22 protein-coding genes are annotated in these 23,255 nt (G+C 46.7%); 6 read left to right on the top strand and 16 right to left on the bottom strand.

The window, feature by feature from the left end; all coding sequences use genetic code 11:
* Positions 1 to 30: 30 nt before the first annotated feature.
* The 5 genes from gndA to PKOR_RS20210 all read right to left on the bottom strand — a co-directional run bounded on the left by gndA (position 31) and on the right by PKOR_RS20210 (position 4,918).
* Complete coding sequence (gndA, locus tag PKOR_RS20190) at positions 31 to 1,446, bottom strand: NADP-dependent phosphogluconate dehydrogenase (protein WP_338047503.1); 1,416 nt, start codon at positions 1,444 to 1,446, stop codon at positions 31 to 33.
* Positions 1,447 to 1,503: 57 nt separating this feature from the next.
* Entirely contained in the window at positions 1,504 to 1,962 is a 459-nt protein-coding gene (locus tag PKOR_RS20195) for an RpiB/LacA/LacB family sugar-phosphate isomerase (protein WP_046313093.1), read from the bottom strand.
* Positions 1,963 to 2,369: 407 nt separating this feature from the next.
* The gene (locus PKOR_RS20200; RefSeq protein WP_046313095.1) at positions 2,370 to 3,362 is read right to left on the bottom strand and encodes a 2-hydroxyacid dehydrogenase; all 993 of its coding nucleotides are present in this window, start codon (positions 3,360 to 3,362) and stop codon (positions 2,370 to 2,372) included.
* Between the two features lie 208 nt (positions 3,363 to 3,570).
* Positions 3,571 to 3,987 carry a VOC family protein gene (locus PKOR_RS20205; RefSeq protein WP_046313097.1) on the bottom strand — a complete coding sequence of 139 codons (417 nt, stop codon included), beginning with the start codon at positions 3,985 to 3,987 and terminating at the stop codon, positions 3,571 to 3,573.
* 1 nt (position 3,988) lies between these two features.
* Positions 3,989 to 4,918 (bottom strand): 2-hydroxyacid dehydrogenase, encoded by a 930-nt coding sequence (locus PKOR_RS20210; RefSeq protein WP_046313099.1) that lies wholly within the window; start codon positions 4,916 to 4,918, stop codon positions 3,989 to 3,991.
* A 284-nt stretch (positions 4,919 to 5,202) separates the two neighbouring features.
* Between PKOR_RS20210 and PKOR_RS20215 the strand changes: the two genes are divergently transcribed.
* Positions 5,203 to 6,351, top strand: a complete 1,149-nt coding sequence (locus tag PKOR_RS20215; RefSeq protein WP_046313100.1) for a putative sensor domain DACNV-containing protein — start codon at positions 5,203 to 5,205, stop codon at positions 6,349 to 6,351.
* Between the two features lie 36 nt (positions 6,352 to 6,387).
* Here PKOR_RS20215 and PKOR_RS20220 read toward each other — a convergent pair whose 3' ends face one another.
* Positions 6,388 to 7,539, bottom strand: a complete 1,152-nt coding sequence (locus tag PKOR_RS20220) for a serine hydrolase (RefSeq protein WP_235336863.1) — start codon at positions 7,537 to 7,539, stop codon at positions 6,388 to 6,390.
* Complete coding sequence (locus tag PKOR_RS25720) at positions 7,493 to 7,696, bottom strand: hypothetical protein (RefSeq protein WP_235336866.1); 204 nt, start codon at positions 7,694 to 7,696, stop codon at positions 7,493 to 7,495. The genes PKOR_RS20220 and PKOR_RS25720 overlap by 47 nt, the downstream gene beginning before the upstream one ends.
* A gap of 216 nt (positions 7,697 to 7,912) precedes the next feature.
* Here PKOR_RS25720 and PKOR_RS20225 point away from each other — a divergent pair, with 216 nt between their 5' ends.
* Both PKOR_RS20225 and PKOR_RS20230 read left to right on the top strand, forming a co-directional pair.
* On the top strand, positions 7,913 to 9,364 hold the full coding sequence (locus PKOR_RS20225; protein WP_052738979.1) for a M14 family metallopeptidase: 1,452 nt from the start codon (positions 7,913 to 7,915) through the stop codon (positions 9,362 to 9,364).
* A gap of 112 nt (positions 9,365 to 9,476) precedes the next feature.
* Entirely contained in the window at positions 9,477 to 10,709 is a 1,233-nt protein-coding gene (locus PKOR_RS20230) for a nucleoside recognition domain-containing protein (RefSeq protein WP_046313101.1), read from the top strand.
* A 66-nt stretch (positions 10,710 to 10,775) separates the two neighbouring features.
* Here PKOR_RS20230 and PKOR_RS20235 read toward each other — a convergent pair whose 3' ends face one another.
* The 9 genes from PKOR_RS20235 to PKOR_RS20265 all read right to left on the bottom strand — a co-directional run bounded on the left by PKOR_RS20235 (position 10,776) and on the right by PKOR_RS20265 (position 19,432).
* Positions 10,776 to 10,964 carry a hypothetical protein gene (locus tag PKOR_RS20235; protein WP_148561760.1) on the bottom strand — a complete coding sequence of 63 codons (189 nt, stop codon included), beginning with the start codon at positions 10,962 to 10,964 and terminating at the stop codon, positions 10,776 to 10,778.
* A gap of 189 nt (positions 10,965 to 11,153) precedes the next feature.
* The gene (locus tag PKOR_RS24890; protein ID WP_148561761.1) at positions 11,154 to 11,333 is read right to left on the bottom strand and encodes a hypothetical protein; all 180 of its coding nucleotides are present in this window, start codon (positions 11,331 to 11,333) and stop codon (positions 11,154 to 11,156) included.
* A 223-nt stretch (positions 11,334 to 11,556) separates the two neighbouring features.
* Positions 11,557 to 12,030, bottom strand: a complete 474-nt coding sequence (locus tag PKOR_RS20240) for a dioxygenase family protein (protein ID WP_052738980.1) — start codon at positions 12,028 to 12,030, stop codon at positions 11,557 to 11,559.
* Positions 12,031 to 12,090: 60 nt separating this feature from the next.
* Positions 12,091 to 12,270, bottom strand: coding sequence for a hypothetical protein (locus PKOR_RS24555; protein WP_052738981.1), 180 nt, complete (start codon positions 12,268 to 12,270; stop codon positions 12,091 to 12,093).
* Positions 12,271 to 12,360: 90 nt separating this feature from the next.
* Positions 12,361 to 15,165: an outer membrane beta-barrel protein gene (locus PKOR_RS20245; RefSeq protein WP_046313103.1), complete on the bottom strand. Its 2,805-nt coding sequence runs from the start codon at positions 15,163 to 15,165 to the stop codon at positions 12,361 to 12,363.
* Positions 15,166 to 15,444: 279 nt separating this feature from the next.
* Positions 15,445 to 16,206, bottom strand: a complete 762-nt coding sequence (locus PKOR_RS20250) for a LytR/AlgR family response regulator transcription factor (RefSeq protein ID WP_046313104.1) — start codon at positions 16,204 to 16,206, stop codon at positions 15,445 to 15,447.
* Positions 16,203 to 17,303 carry a sensor histidine kinase gene (locus PKOR_RS20255; protein WP_046313105.1) on the bottom strand — a complete coding sequence of 367 codons (1,101 nt, stop codon included), beginning with the start codon at positions 17,301 to 17,303 and terminating at the stop codon, positions 16,203 to 16,205. Before PKOR_RS20255 ends, PKOR_RS20250 begins: the two co-directional genes overlap by 4 nt.
* A 285-nt stretch (positions 17,304 to 17,588) precedes the next feature.
* On the bottom strand, positions 17,589 to 18,608 hold the full coding sequence (locus PKOR_RS20260) for a Kelch repeat-containing protein (RefSeq protein WP_046313106.1): 1,020 nt from the start codon (positions 18,606 to 18,608) through the stop codon (positions 17,589 to 17,591).
* Between the two features lie 191 nt (positions 18,609 to 18,799).
* Positions 18,800 to 19,432: a carboxypeptidase-like regulatory domain-containing protein gene (locus PKOR_RS20265; RefSeq protein ID WP_046313108.1), complete on the bottom strand. Its 633-nt coding sequence runs from the start codon at positions 19,430 to 19,432 to the stop codon at positions 18,800 to 18,802.
* Positions 19,433 to 19,790: 358 nt separating this feature from the next.
* Between PKOR_RS20265 and PKOR_RS20270 the strand changes: the two genes are divergently transcribed.
* The 3 genes from PKOR_RS20270 to PKOR_RS20280 all read left to right on the top strand — a co-directional run bounded on the left by PKOR_RS20270 (position 19,791) and on the right by PKOR_RS20280 (position 23,209).
* Entirely contained in the window at positions 19,791 to 21,914 is a 2,124-nt protein-coding gene (locus PKOR_RS20270) for an ATP-binding protein (protein WP_235336878.1), read from the top strand.
* A 113-nt stretch (positions 21,915 to 22,027) separates the two neighbouring features.
* Positions 22,028 to 22,336: a hypothetical protein gene (locus PKOR_RS20275; RefSeq protein WP_084694857.1), complete on the top strand. Its 309-nt coding sequence runs from the start codon at positions 22,028 to 22,030 to the stop codon at positions 22,334 to 22,336.
* Between the two features lie 270 nt (positions 22,337 to 22,606).
* Positions 22,607 to 23,209: an IS3 family transposase gene (locus PKOR_RS20280; protein ID WP_262501876.1), complete on the top strand. Its 603-nt coding sequence runs from the start codon at positions 22,607 to 22,609 to the stop codon at positions 23,207 to 23,209.
* Positions 23,210 to 23,255 lie beyond the last annotated feature (46 nt).

Consider the following 23,255-nt stretch of genomic DNA (forward strand, 5'->3'; position numbering starts at 1 on the left):
AGGTATTAAAAAGCAATTAACTACAGGGTTTTACCACTCGGTATGGAAAACACCCTCCTGGTCTACCCGCTCATAGGTATGGGCACCAAAGTAATCACGTTGAGCCTGTATCAGGTTTGTTGGCAATACTTCGCTACGGTAGGCATCAAAATAGCTGAGAGTAGACATCATGGCAGGCATAGGTATACCTTTGTCCACGGCCAGCTTAACGATAGTGCGAACATCAGACTGCCTTTTAAGCAATTCTTCCGCCACCTGTGGGTCTAGTAGAAGGTTAGGCAGGTTTGGAGCTTTCTCGTATGCCTGACGGATTTCCTCAAGACAAGCAGCACGAATAATACACCCTCCTCGCCATATTTTAGCGACCTCCTGTAGTTGAAGGCCATACGTATACTCCTCAGAAGCTACACGCAACTGCACCAGCCCCTGCGCATAAGTTACCAGCATGGCAAAATAGAAGGTGTTGCGCAACTGGTCCACGATTGCCTTTTTTTCTGCTTCCAAGCCATTGCTTGACGCAGAAACATTCAGGAGCTCCGCAGCCTGCACGCGCTCTTCCTTGTACTTCGACATGTCGCGCATTAAAACCGCCATATCGATGGTAGGAATCGGCACCTGCAGGTCCATGGCATTTTGCGAGGTCCATTTGCCGGTACCTTTAGAACGGGCACGGTCTGAGATGAGGTTTACCAGTCGCGTGCCGGTAGTGTCGTCATTCTTTTTCAGGATTTCTCCAGTGATTTCTATCAGGTAAGACTGTAGCTCCGTTTGGTTCCACTCCTGAAAAATGCGCTGCAGCTCATCATCGTTCAAACCAATGCCGCGCTTCATCAGGTCATAAGTCTCGGCTATCAATTGCATAATGCCATACTCGATGCCGTTATGCACCATCTTCACATAGTTACCAGCAGAGCCATTTCCCAAGAACTCCACGCACGGCTCGCCATTTACCTTAGCAGCAACTGCTTCGAAAACAGGACGCAGCCTTTCGTAAGCTTGTCTGTTTCCTCCCGGCATCATGCTTGGGCCAAAACGAGCGCCTTTTTCTCCACCCGAAATTCCCATCCCGAAGAAGTGTATACCTTCGCTTTCAAGGCTAGCAACACGGCGGTCGGTATCCTGAAAGTATGAATTACCGCCGTCAATCACGATGTCACCTTTTTCCAGGAGCGGAAGCAGGCTTGCAATTACCACATCCACTGGCTTACCGGCAGGTACCAGCAGCATCAGGGCGCGGGGCGTGCGCAAAGAACTTATAAACTCTTCAGCAGAGGTAGTACCTTTCACGGTTTTACCCTCTGAACCCTCCTTCTCAAGGGCCGCTGCTTTCAATGGATCAAGGTCAAGGCCAATGGCAGAAAAACCATTATCTGCTACGTTTAGCAGTAGGTTTCTACCCATTACTCCCAAACCAACTATTCCAAAATCATATTTCATGTCTTCCATTAACTACTCTCGTGTTATGTTTATCTTAAGGCTTGGCAGCTGCAGGAGTAAACCTTTTTATATGTCTGCCCTTCCTTTTTCTAAGGCTATTACTTTATCTAACCGACGCTGAAACCGCTCTTCTTCAGCAAACCTTGCATTCAGATAAGCCTGAGCCAGCTCCCATAAAAGCACAGGCCCTATTACCCTACCACCCAGGCAAAGTAAATTCATATCGTCGTGCTCTACCCCCTGGCGTGCAGAGTAAGTTTCTGTGATGAGTGCTGCTCTGATGCCGGCAATTTTATTTGCTGCAATCGATACACCTACACCACTTCCACATACTGCTATTCCCCGCTCTACCTCTTTACTGGCTATGGCACGAGCCAGCGGTATAATAATATCCGGGTAGTCATCATCTGCATCGTAATGATGAGCACCATAATCTACTATCTCATAGCCTGCTTCGCGAAGCTGAGCCACCAGCTTCTGCTTTTGTTCGAATCCTGCATGGTCTGCCGCTATTCCTACTTTCATGACTTATACTTATGTCTACTAGCATGTTGATCAAAACCTCAGCTTTCCAATAAAATTGGTAAAAGCAAAATTGTTATATTGATACGTAGTAAAGCTACACATGCCTCGGAATAAAGTAAAAGGTGTCCTTTGTTAGCACAGAAACCTTTCTCTTAACTAATTGCGGCAACCTTCAGCGTGCCGGTTGTAGCGTTGCAACGAAAGGTAGTAAAAGTCTACCTACCGTTCAAAATGATTTTGCTATATAATCATAAGTTAATGTGCCTTGGTAGCAAACAGGAGGCGCTATTGAGAGTGTTTTAGAAGAATATAAACTGCAACAAATTAACTGGATGTAAGCTGCACTAACACAAAAGAGAGTAAGGCTGATAAAGGGTTGGATGCACCCTTTGATACCGGGTTATTTATTATGCCTGCAACTCGTTTACCAGCTCTTTTCCCTGCTCAAAATCAGTAATGTTCTGCAAGGTTACCTTTGCTATACTCTGTAGTGCATCTATAGTCAGAAAAGCCTGATGGCCGGTGATGAGTACATTGTTAAAGGAAAGCAACCGCATAAAAACATCGTCCTGAATTACTTTATTAGATAGGTCTTCGAAAAACAAATCCCCCTCCTCTTCATATACATCCAGGCCAAGGTATTTTATTTTCTCACGCTTCAGGCCGTTAATAACAGCTCTGGTATCAATAATGGCACCGCGACTTGTATTGATCAGCATTACGCCATCCTTCATTTTCGCTATAGAGGCATCACTTATCAGGTGGTAAGTATCTGGCGTAAGGGGGCAATGAAGCGAAATGATGTCCGATTGGGCATAAAGGTTGTCAAGGTCAGAAAACTCTACTCCAATTTCGTCCGCCTCCTTGCTCCTTGCCACATCGTAGCCAAGCACTCTGCAGCCAAAGCCTTTTAGAATTCGTGAGGTAACGAGACCAATTTTCCCCAAGCCAATTATACCTACTGCTTTACCGTGCAGGTCAAAGCCCATAAGGCCATTTAGCGCAAAGTTTCCTTCTCTGATGCGGTTATAAGCGCGGTGCGTTTTACGGTTAAGGGTAAGGATGAGCGCCAGGGTATGTTCTGCCACTGCGTAAGGAGAATAGGCTGGCACACGAACCACTTTTATACCCAATTGTGCAGCAGCTTTAAGGTTTACGTTATTAAAACCTGCGCAACGCAGTGCTACTAACTTTATTTCTACCTGTGCCAAGTGCTGAAGTACCTGCTTGTTTACCAGGTCATTCACAAAAACGCACACAGCCGTGCTACCCTTGGCCAGCACGGCTGTATTCTCGTTTAGCGGCACTTCCAGAAATTTAAGCTTGTGCCTGAAGTCTTTATTTGCCTCGCTAAAAAACTGCTGATCGTATACTTTGGTGTTGAAGAAAGTTACATTCATACCACTAGCATTTAAGACATTGCTTATGGCTACTTACACCATAAGGCTGAATACTAAACCTTTACGTGGAATTCTACCTGCAGGCTTAGTGCTGCAGCTTCGAAAGAATAAAACTGTAGTTACTAAGCCTGAATAAGTATAGCGGTATGAAAAATAAGACTGCACTTATTGCGCCTGAGGCACAATAAATCTTTATGAGGTGTAGAAACTAGGAAGCAAACACCTCGTCTGCATTCTTGAATGCTTTGAACTCTAGCGGATTCCCACTCAGGTCTAACACAAACATGGTAAGCTGTTCACCTGGTTTGCCCTCGTATCGCACGTGTGGCTTTACAACAAAGCGAATGTCGTGCTGCTCCAGTCTTTGCTGTACTTTCTGAAACTGCTCATAGCTCAGGATACAGCCAAAGTGAGGTACCGGCACACTTACTCCATCCACCTTGCCGCAATAATCCAGCTCCGGGATATTGTTGCTCACGTGGCCGGAAAGCTGATGACCGAAGAAGTCGAAATCAATCCAATGCTCAGTACTTCTCCCCTCCTGGCAACCTAATACTTCTACATAGAACTTACGGGTGGAGTCTATATCCTTGATTTTAAAGGCGTAGTGGAACGCGTTATCCATATTAATATCCTTTTTCTAGTGAAACAATGTTTAGTAGAGGCTCATTTCGCTGTAGCCTGTCGTAGTTTTCCAGAACCTGGGCAACAGCAGATGCAGGATTGGTAACACTGGCAATGTGAGGCGTTACATGAATGGCGGGATGGTTCCAGAACACATGATCTTTCGGCAGCGGCTCTTCTCTGAACACATCCAGGCTGGCACCAGACAAATGCCCGTTGTCAATCATTTCTACCAGGTCATTGTCTACCAGGTGCTGTCCTCTTGCCACATTGATGACAAAGGCACCCTTTGGCAGCTTGTTGAAGGTCTCCTTGTTTAGGATGTCAGCCGTTTCGCTTGTAAGCGGCAGCAAACAAATGAGCACATCAGACTGAGCCAGGAAGGCATCAAGGTTGTCATCACCGGCATACACCTGTACACCTTCTATGTTTTTTGGTGTTCTGGCCCAACCAATAACATTAAAACCATTTTTGCTTAACTGCAAAGCGGCCTCTGCACCTAAAACGCCTACGCCCATCACTCCTACCGTAACATTTTCGTTTCTTAGGTAAGGCTGTGGCTTCCACTCTTTCGCCTGCTCTTTTGTTTTGTAGAAAGACAACCCACGCACATGGTTCAGCACCAGGGCAAGGGTAAAATTCGCCATGTCCTTCGTCAGGTCAGCATCGGTAATACGCACAATAGTAGCTGCCTCAGGCAATTCAGGGTCTCTCAGAATATGGTCTACCCCGGCTCCCATAGAGGAAATACACTTCAGGTTTGGGAACTGCTTAAAAGCTCCCGGAGGATGATTCCAAGCCAGTGCAAATTCTACATCTTCTGTACTTGTAATTTCAGGATACACCTGTAAGCTTAGTTCGGGACGTCTTTCCCGGAGCGCCTTTACCCAAGGAGTTACATCTTTCCCTTGGTTTACTATGATAATGGACATGAGATATCTTTTTGTTTTCGTTTGCCCCGCAAATGGAGATTAGCAAATATAACAGCTTTCCTTTACCATACAGGTAGGTACAGGTTAACTCTGCCCCTTTGAAGCATCTACAGCCACAGAAACATTTGGGTGAGGTTTGGGTTTATCAAAGCAAAACTCATCGGCACGCACAGCAGTAAAACCCTGGTGCAGCTACTACATTCAGCCTTAACGGGTATAGGAATGTTTAGTGATTGATCTAGCGCCCAGATTACATCTAAAATCAAAACTGACGTAAAATAACCATGCCCCTAACTCGCGATATAACCTACCAGGCTGCCCGCGCAGTAGCAGAACAGCTTGAAACGCATTTTGCCCAGCATATAGAACAGGCACGCCAACAAGACAGCCAGGACTTAGCCACCGAGCCTGATGCACAGGTAATCGAAGCCATCCTGGATACCGCTTTTTGGGCAAGCCTACGGCATGAGGAAGGGCACGCTACACGTGTCTCCCTGGCTTATCTTCCGCCTGAGCAAACTAAGCAACCTCTTCTGTTTGAAAAACCTTTGCCGTTTACCGCCAACATTTTAACCAAGATTGCACCTGGGGTGGAGCGTCCGGGTATACACCTTGGGGTATGGGGCGATGGAGACGAACTATATGTATGGGGAACCACGCGTAATATTCCCAGCCTGTGCTTTGTCGTTGATGTATCTGAGCCTGGTTTGCTCGTTATCAAGCACCGGCGCTTAGAAGGCTTCGGGAAGTTTGCCAACGTGGCCGTGCTAAAAGGAGATCGGGTAAAGGTGGTAGATGAAGGCCACAGCAATGTACCTGACTGCCCTGAGTTTCTCACCTCACTGCTAGGCTTTACGTCTCCCTCTGCCATGAACGATTCTGCCAATGTTCTGATTCAGCTGGCAGTTTCGATGCGGGAGCATCGGCGTGGTGGCACCCTTTTGGTAGTGCCCTCCACCTCTACCACATGGCGTGAGTCTATCATGCAGCCTATACTTTATGCAGTTAATCCCGCTTTCGGTGGTTTAGCCGAGCTGATGCGGCAAGACGAAGAAAAGAAAAGCCGCAACGTGTGGCAAACAGCGCTTCGGCGCGAGGTTGATAGTATAGCAGGTTTAACAGCTATTGATGGCGCCACTATTATAAATGATGACTACGATTTATTAGCTTTCGGCACTAAAATAGGTAGACCTGTGGGCAATGCCCCCGTGGAGCAGGTACTGCTAACAGAGCCGATAATAGGCACCGAGGCAACCATTGTTCGCCCGTCGCACCTGGGTGGTACACGCCACCTATCGGCAGCACAGTTTGTACAAGACCAACATGATACCTTGGCCCTTGTCGCCTCTCAGGATGGGCGTTTCACGATTTTCACCTGGTCGAAGTGCGAACAAATTGTTCAGGCACACCAGATCGATGCCCTGCTACTCTAGTGGGTAAAGGGCCGAAAAGTATAGTGCGATTAGAAACTAATAACTAAGCTTAAACCTCTCCAGGTTGGGCAGGTGCTTCTTCTTACGCTTTAACTCATACTGATAAAATGCCTGCCCCAGGTTTTTCATAAAAGGAAAACCCACCTCATCGTACTGGGAGTTGTCGTTGTTAAAGATCTCATCTTCATCTACAAAAACGACAGCTGTAAGCATGAACTCCACATTGTTTTCAAAATCCACGATGTAGGCATTGTCAATCATAAAGCCGTATGCATAGCCAATCTTGTTAAAGATGCGGATGTTCTCAGGCAGTCGTTTTTTGTCGTCGCCAAACATCAGGAACTTAACATAGCTGTCGGGATATTCCTTTGGCTCATACTTTGGATAATCGCTCTCTCGCGGCAGCATCGACATGTACCGGTACAGGAAAGTATAATCCTCTGGCTGTAGATTAAACCGATGCTGCGCAGGCACCGCCTCCGGGAAAAGGATACTCTTTAAAATGCCCTGCAATACTTCTACCGAGATATAATTTTTAGCTGAGAAATCCATCGGCTGGTTTACCAGCTCATCCCCCTTATAGTATCCTTTTCCCAGGAACACCTCCTTCAGTGGGCTTGGCTTTGGGTTGGCATTATTGGTAAGCGGCTGCTGATACACAATTCGCTCACCATCAAAAAACGTGAAGGGGTTGGTATGACTGTTCTCGTCCGGGCTCAGGAATATAGACAGCCTGTGCGAAAGCCGTACATTCTCAAAGCCTTTTTCGTGCAGCCCTTGATTCAGCTGCTCCTGCCCCAAAAATTCGTACAGCCTGTTATAGGCATCGTTGTCGCTCACCAGCAACACTTTCTTGATGTAGTGCGCTACGGACGGCAGGTTGTTTTGGGAAGTGCTGTCCGCAATTACAGCAGACTGTCCTGCATAGGCGCTGTCAATCCTGAGTGCCGTGTGTTTGTTGAGCCCCTCCTTGTTTAACTCGTTCAGCTTCTCCAATGCCAAAGCTGCCGCAGGTAGTTTTACAGTGCTAGCCGGGTAAAAATACTCCTGTGGGCTTACCCGGTAACTGTAAGAGGTGAAGTGGGGTTTGTTCTGCGCATCCCGATCTATCTGAGTATACAGGATCTGCACCCTATACTTTTCAGGATTCTGAAGTATAGCCCCAAACTGTTCCGGGTGCTGCTTCATTATTTTCTGAACCAGCTTCTTCTTTTTTACCTGCTGTGCCGAAGCGGGTAAAACCATAAAACAGAGCGCAGAGGCAAGTATAAATCCAGTTACCAGAGGTAGACGCAGGTGCAAGGGCGTAGAGGTGGTTTTCATAGTTGTATTTGATCTTCAGCATCAAGATACAAAGCTTTTCCAATTTCCCTATTTTGTTCTGCTTTTCAGTCCTGCCCAAAGTATAGCAACAAAACCTGCTCTATCGTGTCATTCTTAAGAGATCCTTGTTATTTTACCTCTTGATTTTAACCTACCACAGTGTGCTTTACTACCAAGCATGTATCAGTTCCAGTTAAAGCCTGTGGTGTCAAAACAAGAATTTCGACTCTTCATCTGTATGAATCACTTTACTGCACAAGTTTCTACACTGCCTATCACCAAAGTAGCTAAACAAGCTTTTGATTTATTTTCTACTTATAAAGAACCAGCATTACAGCACCGCCGGTTTAAGCATCGAGACATTGTGCCATTGATAGAGCAGCTAAAGCAGCAGCCTGTTTTTGATGTGCAGGTAGTGGGCAAATCTGTAGAGCAGCGGGACATATATATGGTGAAAGCGGGCTCCGGGAAAACAAAAGTGATGCTCTGGTCACAGATGCATGGCGATGAGCCCACCGCCACCATGGCTCTCTTCGACCTTTTCAATTTTCTGCAGCAACCAGGCAAGCTAGCGTCACTACAGCAACACATACTGGAGAACGTGACACTTTACATAGTGCCCATGCTGAACCCTGATGGTGCCGAGAAGTATATGCGCCGCAATGCATTGGAAGTAGACCTGAACCGGGATGCACTACGACTACAGAGTCCAGAGGCGCGCTTACTGAAAGACCTGCGTGATACCATCAGTCCTGAGTTTGGCTTTAACCTTCACGACCAGAGCCGTTACTATACCGTGGGCAATACCTCTAAGCCAGCCACTATCTCCTTCCTGGCTCCAGCTTTTGATCATGCCCAAACCGTGGATAGCGTGCGAGGCAGCGCCATGCGTACCATTGTAGGGATGAATGAGGCTTTGCAGGAAATTATTCCGGAGCAGGTGGCTAAGTATTCCGACGAGCACGAACCTCGGGCATTTGGCGACAACATACAGAAGTGGGGCACTAGTGTTATTCTGATTGAGTCCGGCGGCTATCCTAAGGACCCTGAGAAGCAGTACATCCGACAGCTCAACTTTGCCTCTATTCTGTCTGCCCTACACCTGATAGCTGGCAACGGCTACGAAGACTATGAGCAGGAAGACTACTACAAGATTCCTGAGAATGCGCGCAATCTCTATGACCTGGTGCTGCGAAACGTGCGCTATAACCGAAGCGGCCAGGATGCTATGCTAGATGTAGGCATCTTTAGGGATGAGATAGATGCGCCTGTAGGCAAGGGCTACTATTTGAGAGGGTTTGTGGATGAAATTGGTGACATGAGTGTGTTTAGCGGCTACGAAGAGTTAGATGCTGATGGCCTCACTTTAGTACCTGGTAAAGTATACGAAAAGCCTGTGAACTGTTTGGCAGATCTCACTCCTGACTTGGCTAATGATTTACTGTCTAAAGGCTACACGACAGTAAAGCTGGAAACGCTTCCTGCAGCTATTGAAAGTATAAATCCTTTAGAACTCCCTTTGAATGTGATGAGCGCAGCTGCTGAGATAAACCATGAACTAAGCCTGAATGGCGATGCCAACTTCAGCCTACAGAATGTAAACGGAGAGGTACTTTATGCTGTCGTAAACGGTTTCTTGTACGATGTACAAGCTGAAAAAACGGAGCAGCTTCATGGCCTGGTGCTGTAAACTGTAACCTCAAAAATCTTCTGAAAACCATTGGCCCTACGCTCAGGTCAATGGTTTTTCTTATGGCAGCTTTGTAACTTACAGGCTAAATCTAACCCAACCAACCTTTAAAATGGTTTTAAACTACCTGTGGGCAGCCTTCTTTCTGATTGCCTTTGTTATTGCTCTTTTTCAGCTTATCTTTTTTCAGGATGTAGATATTTTCCAGAAGCTGGTTGCCAGTACCTTTGATAACGCTAAGCTCGGTTTTGAAATCTCACTCGGCCTTACAGGCGTAATGACCTTGTGGTTGGGCCTGATGAAAGTAGGTGAACGCGGCGGTGTAGTGGCTATACTTGCGCGACTGGTGGGGCCTTTCTTTCATCGCCTGTTTCCGGAAATCCCCAACAACCACCCCGTTTATGGCTCCATACTCATGAACTTCTCTGCAAACATGCTGGGACTGGATAATGCGGCTACACCTTTGGGTCTAAAGGCCATGAAGGAGATGCAGGAGCTCAACCCTGATAAGGAAACTGCATCGAATGCTCAGATCATGTTCCTGGTGCTGAATACCTCCGGCTTAACCATTATTCCTATCAGTATCATGGTGTTCCGGGCGCAGTTAGGTGCAGCCGACCCTTCCGACATTTTTATACCTATACTTCTTGCTACCTTTTTCTCTACTGTGGTTGGCCTTATAGCAGTAGCACTGTACCAGCGCATTAACTTATTTGACAAAGTAATCTTAGCCTACCTCGGCACGCTACTAGTGCTTATCGGGGGGCTGATTTATTACTTCTCCATTATTCCGCAGGAGCAGGTAAGTGTTATCTCGACTGTAGCTAGTAATGTGATTTTGTTCTCTATCATTATCTCTTTTATAGGACTGGCCCTTGCACGCAAAGTGAATGTGTACGAAGCGTTTATAGAGGGAGCAAAAGAAGGTTTCTCAGTGGCTATCACCATCATACCTTACCTGGTGGCTATACTTGTTGCTATTGGTGTTTTTAGAACCTCCGGCGCGCTGGACATGCTAGTGGATGGCATAGGTTACCTGATAGGTCTTACTGGTATGAATACAGACTTCGTACCTGCCTTGCCAGTTGCCTTTATGAAGCCCCTGAGCGGAAGCGGAGCCAGAGGTCTTATGGTTGAGGCGATGACCAATTATGGAGTAGATTCTTTTGTAGGGCGAATGTCTTCAGTTTTCCAGGGCTCAACTGAAACCACCTTTTATGTGCTGGCTGTGTACTTCGGGTCTGTCGGTGTTCGCAGGTCCAGATATGCTCTTACCTGCGGCTTAATAGCCGACTTTGCCGGAGTGATAGCTGCCATTTTTATTGCTTACCTGTTTTTCCATTAAAAGATGTAGGTGGTAAAATTTATAAACAGACAGGACGCTTACTATAGCAGCAATCGTCCTGTCTGTTTATGCCCACTTTTCCTTTAATGCGTTTCGCTTCTTTTGTGCTTTAATGTGCTGCTTTCTTAGAGCTTTTATGGACTTTTTAAGCGCTGCAATATCGTGTAGCAAAACAACTGGTGCTTTTCTTTTAGAACCAACGGGCTGCTGCTTGTAAAGCAATTTCTGCTTTAAGGCCATTTCTTTTTCTAACACTTCTATTGCCTCGCTATTCATGGTTGATAACTTTGAATATAGTACTCGCCTTTGTTACTGAAGTGGCATTATAGAGCTATTTGACATTCCCACCGCTAAAGCAGGTTGGATTCCTGGGCTACCTGGCTACTGCGACCGTATATCTCCCAAGCTGAAACGGTCTGCCCGACCGCCTTATTTCTTATATTACTAGCTGCTGACGCATCCCGGTGCAGGGCATGTTTGCTGCAGCAAAGGTAACAGCCGGCAAGTGCAGGCGGTAGAACATAGGGTAAGATCTAACCCAACAAAAGTGAAGGAATGTCGCACCACCTCCAGAGCGTCTTTGCCCACATCGACGCCCAGGTTCTGACAGAGTAAATTCTTCATAGCTGAAAGGGGCTTAAGTGGACAAAGAACATTCATCTTCCGGGCCTACACTCACTCATGCCTGCGGATGGGGCAGCCGCTAGGTACTGTCCAGGCTTTTAAGATGAAGAGAAAGGGAAGGGCTTTCTCCTTCCCTTTCTCTTAGCTTACGTTTAAGAGCCTGATAAAATTGCACATCGGCTTATACTGCCAAAGATATGAGTGCCAGGGCTTTCTTTGGCATTTAATCGTAAATAGTATGCAGTAGATCGTAGCCACCGGAAGCTTTTGGTGCCAAAGCTGCCAATTCGTTGTCTAAGGAGTCACGAATAATAGAGTCCGTAGTGTTTTTAATCGGGTTCTGACCGTGTGCCGAGTACAGCTCCGTGTTATATACTGCTGTATTCACGTCTTCAGGAAAAACTATCTGTGTTGTTAGTTTTAAGCTGCTGCCTACATACACCTGGGCGTGTATGTGAGTTACCCTACCGTTATACCAACCGGGATAGATAGAGGCAAAATGCACCTGGCCATTGGCATCTGTAAATTTTTGCCCTCTACAGAACACGGCTGAAGTGTTGTTTTGTATGCCCAGATAGCCAGAATTTGTATAGCCAGAGTAGTAGCCATCCTTACCGTAGTGCCAGATATCTACCCGGGCATTGGCAAGTACACTGCTGCTATCACTGGCATTGCGTACCGTAATGGTTATATTCAATGGAATTCCCGTTTTACCATCTGTTATACCCTGCCGCTGTGTAGCTGCCCCCCGGCTGTTCTAAAGCGGGTATGGCCCATCAGTCTCTGCGTCTGTTAAGCCGCAGCTCTCTGAGTCAGTAGTTGTCCCATCTGCAGGGCTTATACTCTCCTCATCCTTGCAGGCATTTGGTACAGGAAGAGCAGCTGCAATTCTTATTACGCCCCTTACACTTTTACTTAAAAATTCTTTCCTTTTCATACAGCTGGTTATTGATAGATTATCTATGTTGATCAACTAATGAGCACTATTTGCAGGTAAGGCAACCGTGTTCTGGTTCTGTTTTATGAATTATCCCTGGGGCTGAGGAAGTCGTCCACCAGCAGGTGGCGGGCCAGGGAAGCTTCTGTCTTGTTGAGGTGCTTGTTCGCCGCTGAAGTTGCGCAGGTTGTATGTAAAGGTGAGCATAAAGTAGCGCTGCAATGCACTAGACTGCACATCCTCCACGTACTGTGCCGCCAGGTTCCTCTGCAGGCTCACGTTCTGCTTTAACAGGTCGTTTACACTCAAGCTGATTTCTCCCTGCTGGTTCTTGAACAGCTTTTTGCTGATGCTCATGTTCCAGAGAAGGTAATTGTTGTCATAACCCTCTGATAGACCTGCGTAGGCCTGCTGGTTAAGCTCGGTGCGGTATACTAAGCCTTTCCAGAAAATCCAGTTAAGCTTTACATTACTGTTCTGCGTGAAGTAATTGTTGTTTAACTCAGGTTGTAGTGAGTTCTTCACTACATTATAATGAGAGTTGCTGGAAACAGTAAAGTCTACATTCTCGCTGATGTTGCTGCTCAGCATAAGCCCCAGACCAAAGTTGGGAGAAGAAACATAGCTTAGCTCCCCGTTCGTAAGGCCCGGCGTGCGGATATAGCCTACAGTGCCATGCACCCCAAGGTTTGAACTTAGCAGGTTAAGTGGCTTTCCATAGTGAAAAACGGAGCGCACATTCCAATAGCCATTCAGGTTTACAGGCTGCGTGAGCTGCTGCCCGGGCTCCAGCACTTGCCCATCAGGAAGCGTGACCTCCTCTCCTTCTGCCCTAATAATGCTGTTGCCAACATAGCTCTGCGTAATATTTCCAAATAGCCCCACGAAGAAAACCTGGTTCGTTTCCCGGTTAAAGTCTCTCAGGCCCGTCCTGAAGCTGTGCTGGTAGCTTGGCTTTAGTGCGGTATTACCTCTTGTTAGCTGCAGTGGGTTCGAATTGTCAATAACCTCTTGCAGTTGTTCTACCGCTGGTGCATTTACACTGGTGGAGTAGTTTATATCAAAGTTGCGCGTATCCGACAGCTTGTAATCTACCTGAGCATCCGGAAGTATGTTAGCGTAGGTCCTTTTCAGTGTAAAGCTTGTAGGGAACTCCTTGTCACTTTGCAGGGTTGCCACCTGGTAGCCAGCTCCTACTCTTATGCGCAAGTTATCCTTGCTGTACTGATAGCCTGTACCAAAGCGCTGTGTCAGGAACTCACTCTCGAACTTGTTACTGAGCGTAGTGTCTAACGAAGTATACCCTTGTCCCTCTTCAAACAGCTTGTAGGTTCTCTTGTCAGAATCATTTAGTTGGTTGCCGATAGTATACTGCAGCTGCAGTTGCCCGTTCTTGCTCAGCGGCTCCGTATAGGCTACCTCTCCTGACCAGGTTAATCCTGCTCTATCCAGTTTTACCTGCTGGTCCTGGCTAACATCCCCGTTGTTGCCCCTGTAGTAGATAGTGTTGGCTAGCAGTGAGCTTTCACCATCTGTGGCACTCACACTGGTGTTTAGTGTGGTAGAGATAGTGCGCCCTGGCATGCCGAATTTGTGACTGAAGTATAAGCTGTTTTTAAGTGTATAGCTTAGATTATCAGAAGCAGTCTGGTTCTGCGTCTCATTAATTAGACCATTATCGTTTAGCGTGGTAGCCGCTATATTTTCGTTAAGGTTCCGCTGCTGAACAGTCAGGCTAGGCGTTAATAGCAGACGGTTATTCTCGTTGAGTTTATAGTCCAGGCGCAGGTTGAACTGGTGGTCTGTTGTGTGGATATTGCTCAGGTTGTTCTCTGTATATACACGTCCTGAGTCAGCCGCTAAAATGTACTGCTGTATCCGATACTGGTTATTCTCAATATCCCTCTCAGTGAATTTGTAGTTGCCGGATACCTCAAGCTTATCGCCCCACATATCGCTGTAGTTCAGGCCAAAGGTGTTGGTAGAGATTAACCCGGTGGTGGTGGTGCCACCAAAAGGCGGACGGCGCCCCCTCATGCCACCACCAGGTGTCTCACCCACTGAGAAATCTAACATGTTAATATTGTTGGTTAGCCCGGTCACAGTAAGTCTTCTGTCACCATTAAAGAAGTTAAGGCTGGCCCCCAGCATGTAGCGATCATCGGTGCCGTAGCCTGCAGAGGCTTTGCCAAAAGCACCATTCCTGCTGTTCGGTTTGGTAACAATATTGATTGTCTTTAGCTCATTGCCATCATTCACGCCTGTTAGCTCAGCCTGATCGCTTTTCTTATCAAAGATCTCGATGTTGGCAATTACATCGGCAGGAAGGTTACGCAAGGCCGTACCAGGATCATCACCAAAGAAGCGTTTACCATCTACCAATACCTGTTTCACATCCTCACCTTGTGCCTGTATGGCCCCATTCTGGATAGTGATGCCTGGCATTTTCTGAACAAGGTCTTCAGCACTGGCATCAGGAGTTGTTTTGAAGGCTCCCGCATTAAAGGATGTTGTATCGCCTTTCTGATCCCCTAACGGCACCCGCCCTACTACCTGTACTTCTTTGATGGTTGTGCTGCTTTCCTCCAGCTCCAGTACACCTAGGTTTACCGTGTTTTGCTGCACTAAAACCTTTTTCTCTAGTGGCTTAAAACCTAGGTAGTTCACTTCTACCATGTACATACCAGGTACCACATTCGAAAACCTGAAAGCTCCCGCTACATCTGTAGCTACACCAGTGCTCGAATCGTAGGTTATCCGTTTCAACACCACACTGGCACCCGGCAGTGCTGATTTATCTTGTGCACTTTGTACGGTGCCAAATACCGTAGCGCCCTGTGCATATAACTGAGAAGCGGTAAAGAGGGCAAATATGAATAAGAATAGTCTTTGCATAGCAAATTGGTTAGATGAAGTTCTTTCTCTCAATCTGATAAGCAAAGGTTATGTATCTGACACTTCGTTATTATGAAAAGCAAACTGAGACGGGCAAAGCCACAGGCGAAGCGGACAATTGCGACTTGACGAAGAAGGAAACATTATGGCAGGCATAGCGCCATTGTGCCCGCACGTTATAGATGATAGCAGGGCAAATACCATTAAAAAGGCCTTCTACTGAGGATCAGCGAAGGCCTTCATACTTGTTTTGATATGTGCGTATATAGCAGGCTTACCTTACTGGTTTGCCAGCCAATCCAGAAACTTCGGACTCTTGGCTTTGCTTACAATCACTTCGTCCTGAAAAGGAATGGTTAATGCCACATGCAGCTTGCGGCCAAAGTATTGAGAGGCTTCTTTTACAGCTTTATGGTTAACCAGGTACTGCCGGTTCGCCCTGAAGAATTGTGGCGCCAGCATACTCTCCAGTTCATCTAAAGTGTGGTTGACAACATAACTTTTACCATCAAAGCACACTACCCGCGTTAGTTGGTTCTCCACGTAACTGATAGCAATCTCTGCTACTGGTAAGGGAATAATTTTATCGCGCTGGTATACAAGTATAGAACTGCGTTTTTGGCTCAGCCTATTCTCAAAAAGGTCGAGTATGTTTTTTATCGATGGCTCGGGTTTGGAAAGGTTTTGCTGCAGTTTTTTATACTTCTGCAGTGTTTCATTAATGGAAGCCGACGAAAATGGCTTCAGTACGTAATCGATGCCGTTGGCCTTGAAAGCATCCAAGGCATAAGCATCATAAGCAGTGCAGAAAACAACAGGTGTAGAAGTAGGCACAGCCTTAAAAATCTCGAAACTGAGACCATCGCCTAACTGAATATCTGAAAAAATAAGATCAGGAAACTCATTCACCTGGAAGTATGCTACAGCGCTCTTCACTGAAGCAAGAACAGCCTCAATCTCTATAGCACTATCCACCTGCTGCAGGGTTTCTGCCAGGTCCTCAGCCGTAAGCGGCTCATCTTCTATAATAACAATTCTCACTTGCTCAATATTGGTAGCTGTACCGAAAAGTACTTCTCTGTATCGAAAATGGCAATATCCTTCTCAGATAGTACCATATAGCGCTCCCTCAGGTTTTTCAGGCCTATGCCAGAAGAAGGCTCACTTATAGACTTTGCTTTTTTGTTGTTGCGCACTTCCAGGTAGCCGTCATCATTATAGCTGATATAAATATAGAGCGGCTCTTCCACAGTAAAACCATTGTGTTTGATGGCATTCTCAGCCAGCAACTGCAGCGAAAATATAGGCACAAACGCTGTCTCAAGCAGTTCTTCAGGAACATCAATCTCATAGTGAAAAGCATTTTTGAAGCGTACTTTCTGCATCTCCAGATAGTCTACACACAACTTCAGCTCATCCCGTAGCGCAATTGTATCGCGGCTGCCAGGAGTTAACGAAGCTCGCAAAAACTCTGATAAACGCACCAGGTACTCCTCAGCTTCAAGGGGGCGCCTTTTAATGAGTGTCTTGAGTGTGTTCAGGGAGTTAAACAAAAAGTGTGGCTGCAATTGATGTTTCAGGTGTTGGTGCTGCGCCTGAATACTGCTCATTTTAAGCTGGGCATTCTCCAGCTCCACCAAGGCCTTCTTCCGCTGCAACACAACAAGGTCCAGCATAACCAGCACAATGGTGTTGTTGGTTAAACCGGCAATAAAAGGAATAAACAAAACCCTACCGTAGTGGTATGGGTTCGGGGCAAAATACCCAAGCACAAGATAATACGAGCTGATGAGAGCAAACATCAGCACATAGCTTGTAATATAGCGCAACACACTTTTAGTCTGCTCCTTTGCCCTGAATGCCTGAAACCTGGCGTAGAGGAATATGTTCATGATCCACAAGGTCAGCATCAACACAGTGGTTACAACAATGCCTATGCTGTGGCCTTTTGGTGCACCTCCCCGCATTGCTCTCATCACACTTTCGGGTGCTCCCGGACCAGGACGTGGTGGCGGCGGCATAAAAGGATTATGGGAAGAGAGCAGGTTTGGCAGCATACTAAACACGCCAAAGAATACTGAAGTAATCAGGGCTACAATTAGTAGCTCCTGTATATAGTTGTTCTGTTTTTGAATCATGTTCTTATGCCAGTTGCTCTGTCTTAGCCCCAATCATATTTAATCTTCACTTTTAATCTACATTGAAATCTCGTTTTAAAAGCTGCACTAGCTTTTTGATACTGCTAAAGATATGAAATTGGAATAAGCTTAGACTTTCTCCCCCACCCTTACATAAAGAGAAGCCTAACCAGAAGCCAGGCTCTCAGTATACTAAGTCAAATATGAAAAACTTTCTTAAAGCTATCCTGTCTACTGCTACCTGCACGGCTCCTACACAGGAGCAGTACCACTGGACTGTATTTTTTAATCTTGGCTAAAGATGGTAGGATCAAACTGCCACAGATCATCAAAGCGGTAAGTTGAGCTTTGGCCGGTGGTTATGTATCCAAAACCTCCAAGAGCAAAGCCTACAGCTCCTTCTCTAGCACTTCCCTCAAAAGAATATCTTTCTACCCAAAGGTCTCCTAAAGGCTCATACTCCCACACATCTGCCAGAGCGGAGCCGTTAGATCCGCCAACTACAAATACTCTGTTATTTATTACTAAGGTAACTGCAGATGTTCTTGGAGATGGGTAATCCTCATTTTCACGATCATTTTCATCCAGGCTCTTGAGTTTTCTCCAGGAGTCGTTAACCGGATCGTACTCTAAAAAGTCTGACTGGAATTGCCCGTTGTTGATACCCCCACCTATATAGCCTTTACCATCATAAGTAAAAGCGAAGGCATTCAGTCTTTTCGCTCCACCCAGGCCTACTCGTTCCTGCCACTGACCGGTGGCAGGGTCGTACTGCCAAAAGTCCTTTTGGTAGTTACCATCATATCCTGCTCCAACATAACCTTTGTTATCTATTGATAAGGCTACGGCACCATAGCGGGCAGAACCAGGAAAATCAGCTATCTGTGTCCAGGTGTCAGTTTGCGGATCATACTCCCAGAAGTCGCGAAGGTGATTCACGCCATCGAAGCCTGTGCCAACGTAGCCCTTACCATTGGCGGTAAAGCTTACTGCCAGGTTTCTGGCCGTACCCGGAAAAGAGGCTTTCCTGATCCAGGAGCCTTTGTTGGAGTCGTACTGCCAAAAATCGGTGAGGCGCTGGTTGCCGTCGAAACCTGTGCCCACATACGCCATGTCGCCAATTGTAAAAGCAACAGCACCGCTCCTGGAAACACCCGCAAAGTCAGAGGCTTTTTGCCAATCACCCAGCAGGTCTGTCGTATCCTCGTCGGAGTCGCAAGAGGTAAAGGCGCCTAATAGCAAAGCAATGGTCAGGCAACGCATAAGTTGCAGCTTGAGCCGCGTAGAGTACTTGTTAATTCTCATGATCTATATAATTCTTGTGTGTTTTGTGGTAGTGCACCGGGTAAATCTCAGAAGTATAGCCTGAGCCATTTTTACCTTTTGCCTCCGGAGCAAAGTTGCCTGATGCCGCAGCCTCCTACAATTCCTTACAACCTGAAGCGGGCAATAAACTAAGTGAGCCGTACAAACCAGCACTTGAGCAACGGAGGCAGCTAGTGTTCATAGCCAGTGTTGTCAATAAAAAACCTGTTGTACTTGCGCTTCTCCTCAAGTTCCTGCTCCTGCTTCTGTTTTTCCTGCAGTTCTTCAAGCATGCGTAGTTCTTTTCCCTCTCTGGAGAACAGGCTGTACATAGCACCAATAGGAGAACCTACAGTAAGTGAGGGGGAAGAAAGGGTAGCTGTCTCCGTTTTGGGAGCGTAAGCAGGATTTTTAACATGGTTAGGAGCTTTCTCTCTCCTTCCGTAGTTTCGCATCAGGTGCTCCAATGAGGGCAAGCCAGTTACTTCCACCTCAGGCAGTTTAACACTGACTTCTTCAAGCCTGATCGTCACTAACGCTTCGTTAGCAGTACTTAACTGTTCTACACGATGCACTACAGACCTATAGCCAACTGAGCGTATCAGCAGGCTATCACCCAAAGCAGCTTGTATCAGAAACATGCCTTCATGATCTGCAATAGTAGCCTTCTGAGAGGACATATTGATAACACTTGCTCCTTCTGCTGCTATCTGCTTGTCAGCTTCTATCACCTTACCTAACAAGTAACCACCATCTTGTGCAGCTACGCCTGTATAAACCAATGAAAGCATTCCTATAGTGACAGCAAGTATGAAGTGCTTCATTGATAAAGTATAAGTGATTGATTAAGCTGAAGCAAAGGTGGGCTACGCAGCCACGATAGCCAACAGAAAATACTTTGAAGCGGGCAAAAGAGGTTGTGAGGCAGGCACAACTTCGCAATAGCAGAACAAGCAGATTTAAACAGCAACCTGTAACACAGGGTATTCTCAAACTTCTCCTGATGTTCATTGTTATGCTATAACTTGTTAATCAGCGGCTTATAGTTTTTCATCGAATTTTAGCTGTTCATAGGTTATATTTGCTCAACTTAAAGCACTGCAAATCGTAAGGCGTTTTAAGCCAAATTATATCCTGACAGCAAAGCAGGAACAGAAATGTGTTCCGACTAACATAGTTTTAATGTACCGTACTAAGAATGAAGTTTCCAGCAACCATACACTAAACATCTTCCAAGGTGGTGGTGAAATGGGTGCGCTGATGCGCAGTTTTGACTGGGACAATCACCCTCTGGGCAGCCCTGCGCAATGGCCGGAAAGCCTTAAAACAAACATCCGGCTTCTGCTAAACTCCAGCTTTCCTATGTTCATCTGGTGGTCTAAGGACCTCTACATGTTTCATAACGATGCCTACTTACCAGCCTTAGGCAATAAGCACCCCAAAGCTTTAGGAGCAAAGGCACGAACGGCATGGTCTGAAATATGGGATAATATGGGATTAGTGGTAGATGAAATCCTAAGTGGGGGAAATCCATTTTATGCCGAAGCGTTAATGTTGATGCTGGAGCGAAAAGGTTTTCCGGAAGAAACCTACTGGACCTTTTCCTATAGCCCAGCCTTTGATGACAACGGAGAGGTAAATGGTGTCTTCTGCGCCTGCCATGAGGTAACTGGTACAGTGCTGAGCACGCGTCGAATGAAATCACTTAAGGATATCTCAGAGGTTACAGTTCAGTTGCAAACACTGGAGCAGGCTGCACAACGTACCTGCGATTTGCTGCTGCAAAACAGTAAGGATCTTCCCTTCTGCATGATCTATCTACTGAACAACACAGCAACAGAAGCCACTTTAGTCGGCCAGGCAGGAAACAGTAGCGGGCGAAATGTTCCGGACTTTGTTGATCTGACCCAAGGTGAAACAGCCTGGGAGTTCAAAAATGTGATGGAATCGAAAGAGCCCGTACTGCTCGACTGTTCAGCGTTGAATTTTGGATCTGACCTGGCCAATAGTTTGTCCAGAAAGATTGAACGCGCGGCGGTACTACCTATCATGAGACCGGGCCGAAAACAGGTGATAGGTTTCTTTGTAGCCGGCATTAGCCCATGGCTGGAGTACAGCACAGACTATAAGGGTTTTCATGCCCTTCTTACCGGCCACATCGCCACGGCCATAACCAGTATCAAGGCCAGAGAAGAACTGGCAAAGCAACAAGAGTACCTGAAGGATATCTTTCAGCAGGCACCGGTGGGTATAGCCATTGTAAGAGGGCCACAGTACATTATTGACCTGGCCAACCCAGGCGTATGCGAGATTTGGGGTCGTGAGGCTGAAGATGTTTTAGGCAAGCCTGTAATTGAGGCTTTGCCTGAAGTAAGTGAGCAAGGAATAATACAGCTGCTTGATGGGGTAGTGAATTCCGGAGAGCCTTTTATAGCGAACGAGCTGCCTCTTCAGTTCGAACGTGATGGAAAAATGGAGACAGTTTACCTGAACTTCATTTACCATCCAATGCGTGATCAGCAGGGATTTATAACTGGTGTGATAGCGGTGGCAATAGACACCAGTGCACAGGTAAAGTATAGGCAGTCTGTAGAGGCACTGAACGAGGAGCTGCTAGCTACCAATGCTGACTTGGATAACTTCGTGTACTCCGCCTCACATGACCTGAAGGCTCCAATATCGAATATTGAAGGTTTGATGGAGGCCTTGGTTGAGTACCTGCCCCAGGAAACGCTGGAGTCAGGTTCTGTGAAGCGCGTTATAGATTTGATTCAGTCTTCTGTAGACAGGTTTAAACGAGCTGTTACTGACCTTACAGAGGTAGCCAAGATTCAGCGTGAAGCTAGTGATGACGTAAAAAGTATCAATCTGGCTGAAGTGATAAATGAAGTACAGCTTGACTTTGAGTTCCTGATAGCTGAAACAGAAGCTGTAATAGAGAAAGACCTGGCACCAGATACTGTGCTGCAGTTTTCTACCAAGAACTTACGCAGCGTTGTTTACAATTTGGTAAGTAATGCAATCAAGTATAGATCGCCGGAGCGCAAGCCACATGTACAGATTACAACCAAAACTACCCCTGAATACGTTGTACTGCAGGTTAAAGACAATGGCTTGGGTATGAACCTTCAGAACAAGAGCAAGATCTTCTCTATGTTCAAGCGCCTGCACGACCATGTGGAAGGTTCAGGCGTAGGACTGTACATTGTGAAAAGAATAGTAGAGAACGCTGGTGGCTATATAGAGGTAGAAAGTGAAGTAGGTGTAGGCTCTACTTTTACTGTCTATTTCAAGGGAAAAGCTTAATAACAGGACCACGTACATAGTATAACAGAAAAGCCGCTCCGCAGACATGGAGCGGCTTTTCTATTTTGTATTGTGTAGCGTCCTGGAATAAGTTGACACAAAAGTTGACTTATATGAAAGAGAGTAGCAAGAAAGGCTTTTTAAGGAAAAGTCAAAAGGACTACAGTTTAGCCTTCAAGCTGAGCGTAGTGGACCAGGTAGAGAAAGGGCATTTGACCTATAAGCAGGCCAAGTATGGCATCCAGGGACGATCGACTGTTTTGGTTTGGCTTCGTAAACATGGCGGACTAGACTGGAAAAGCAAGCTGCCCATGAAAGAAAAGCAACCGCCCCGCAAGAAGATCCATGACCTGGAGTCTAAGATCAAACGCCTCGAGCAGGAGAAACTGATTTTGAACCGGGCCATCGATATTGCCGAATGAGGCATTTGGGACCAGTATCCGAAAAAAGTATTTGCCCCTCTCGCAGCAAGCTTTCAAGCCAAAGGGGTAGCCAGAACCACCCGAAAGCAAACGCCAGTACCTCTATAAGCTGCGGAAAGAGGGAGCCCAGACGACTGCCCTCAAGCAGCAGGTAAGGCAGCAGCGCAAACTCTTGCCGCAGCTGGGCACGCGCAAGCTTTACTTTAAGCGCAAGCCCGCCTTGAGGGGCCTGGGCATCCAACTCGGCCGCGCCAAGCTCTTTTTGAGTGGCTGAAAGAGTTTAAGCTGCTCATGCGGCCCAGCAGGCGCTACGTGCAGACCACTATGTCCAAACATCACCTGCGCAAATACCCCAACCTGGTAAAGGAGGTTGTCTTGCAGGCTTGCGAGCAGGTCTGGGTCTCGGACATCACCTGTATCCACACCCCGCAGGGCACCTGTTACCTGAACCTGGGCACCGATGCCTTCAGCCGCAAGATTGTAGGCTATACACTAGGGGCCAACATGAAAGCTGCAAGTATGAGCAGGGCCCTGCAGATGGCTTTGAGAGAAAAACAGACTGGTAGAGAAACGATTCACCACTCGGACCGGGGCCTGCAGTACTGCAGCCAGCACTATGTGAGCCTGGCAGAGCGCCATAATATGAGGATGAGCATGACCCAGCACTCGGACCCGCATGAGAATGCGCTGGCTGAGCGTATGAACCGCACCCTCAAAGAAGAGTTCGGCTTAGGAAATACATTAACAAACCTGCAAGAGGCACAACACTTAGTAAAGCAGGCCGTGGAGCTATACAACCACCACCGCCCGCACTTTGCCCTGCAGATGAAAACACCACACCAGGTGCATCAAGAAAAAATCCCGGCTTGCTAACGCAAACCGGGATCATGTAAAACCGTCAACTTATTTCAGGACGATT

Origin of the sequence: Pontibacter korlensis (assembly GCF_000973725.1) — a bacterium.
GTDB classification, from domain to species: domain Bacteria; phylum Bacteroidota; class Bacteroidia; order Cytophagales; family Hymenobacteraceae; genus Pontibacter; species Pontibacter korlensis.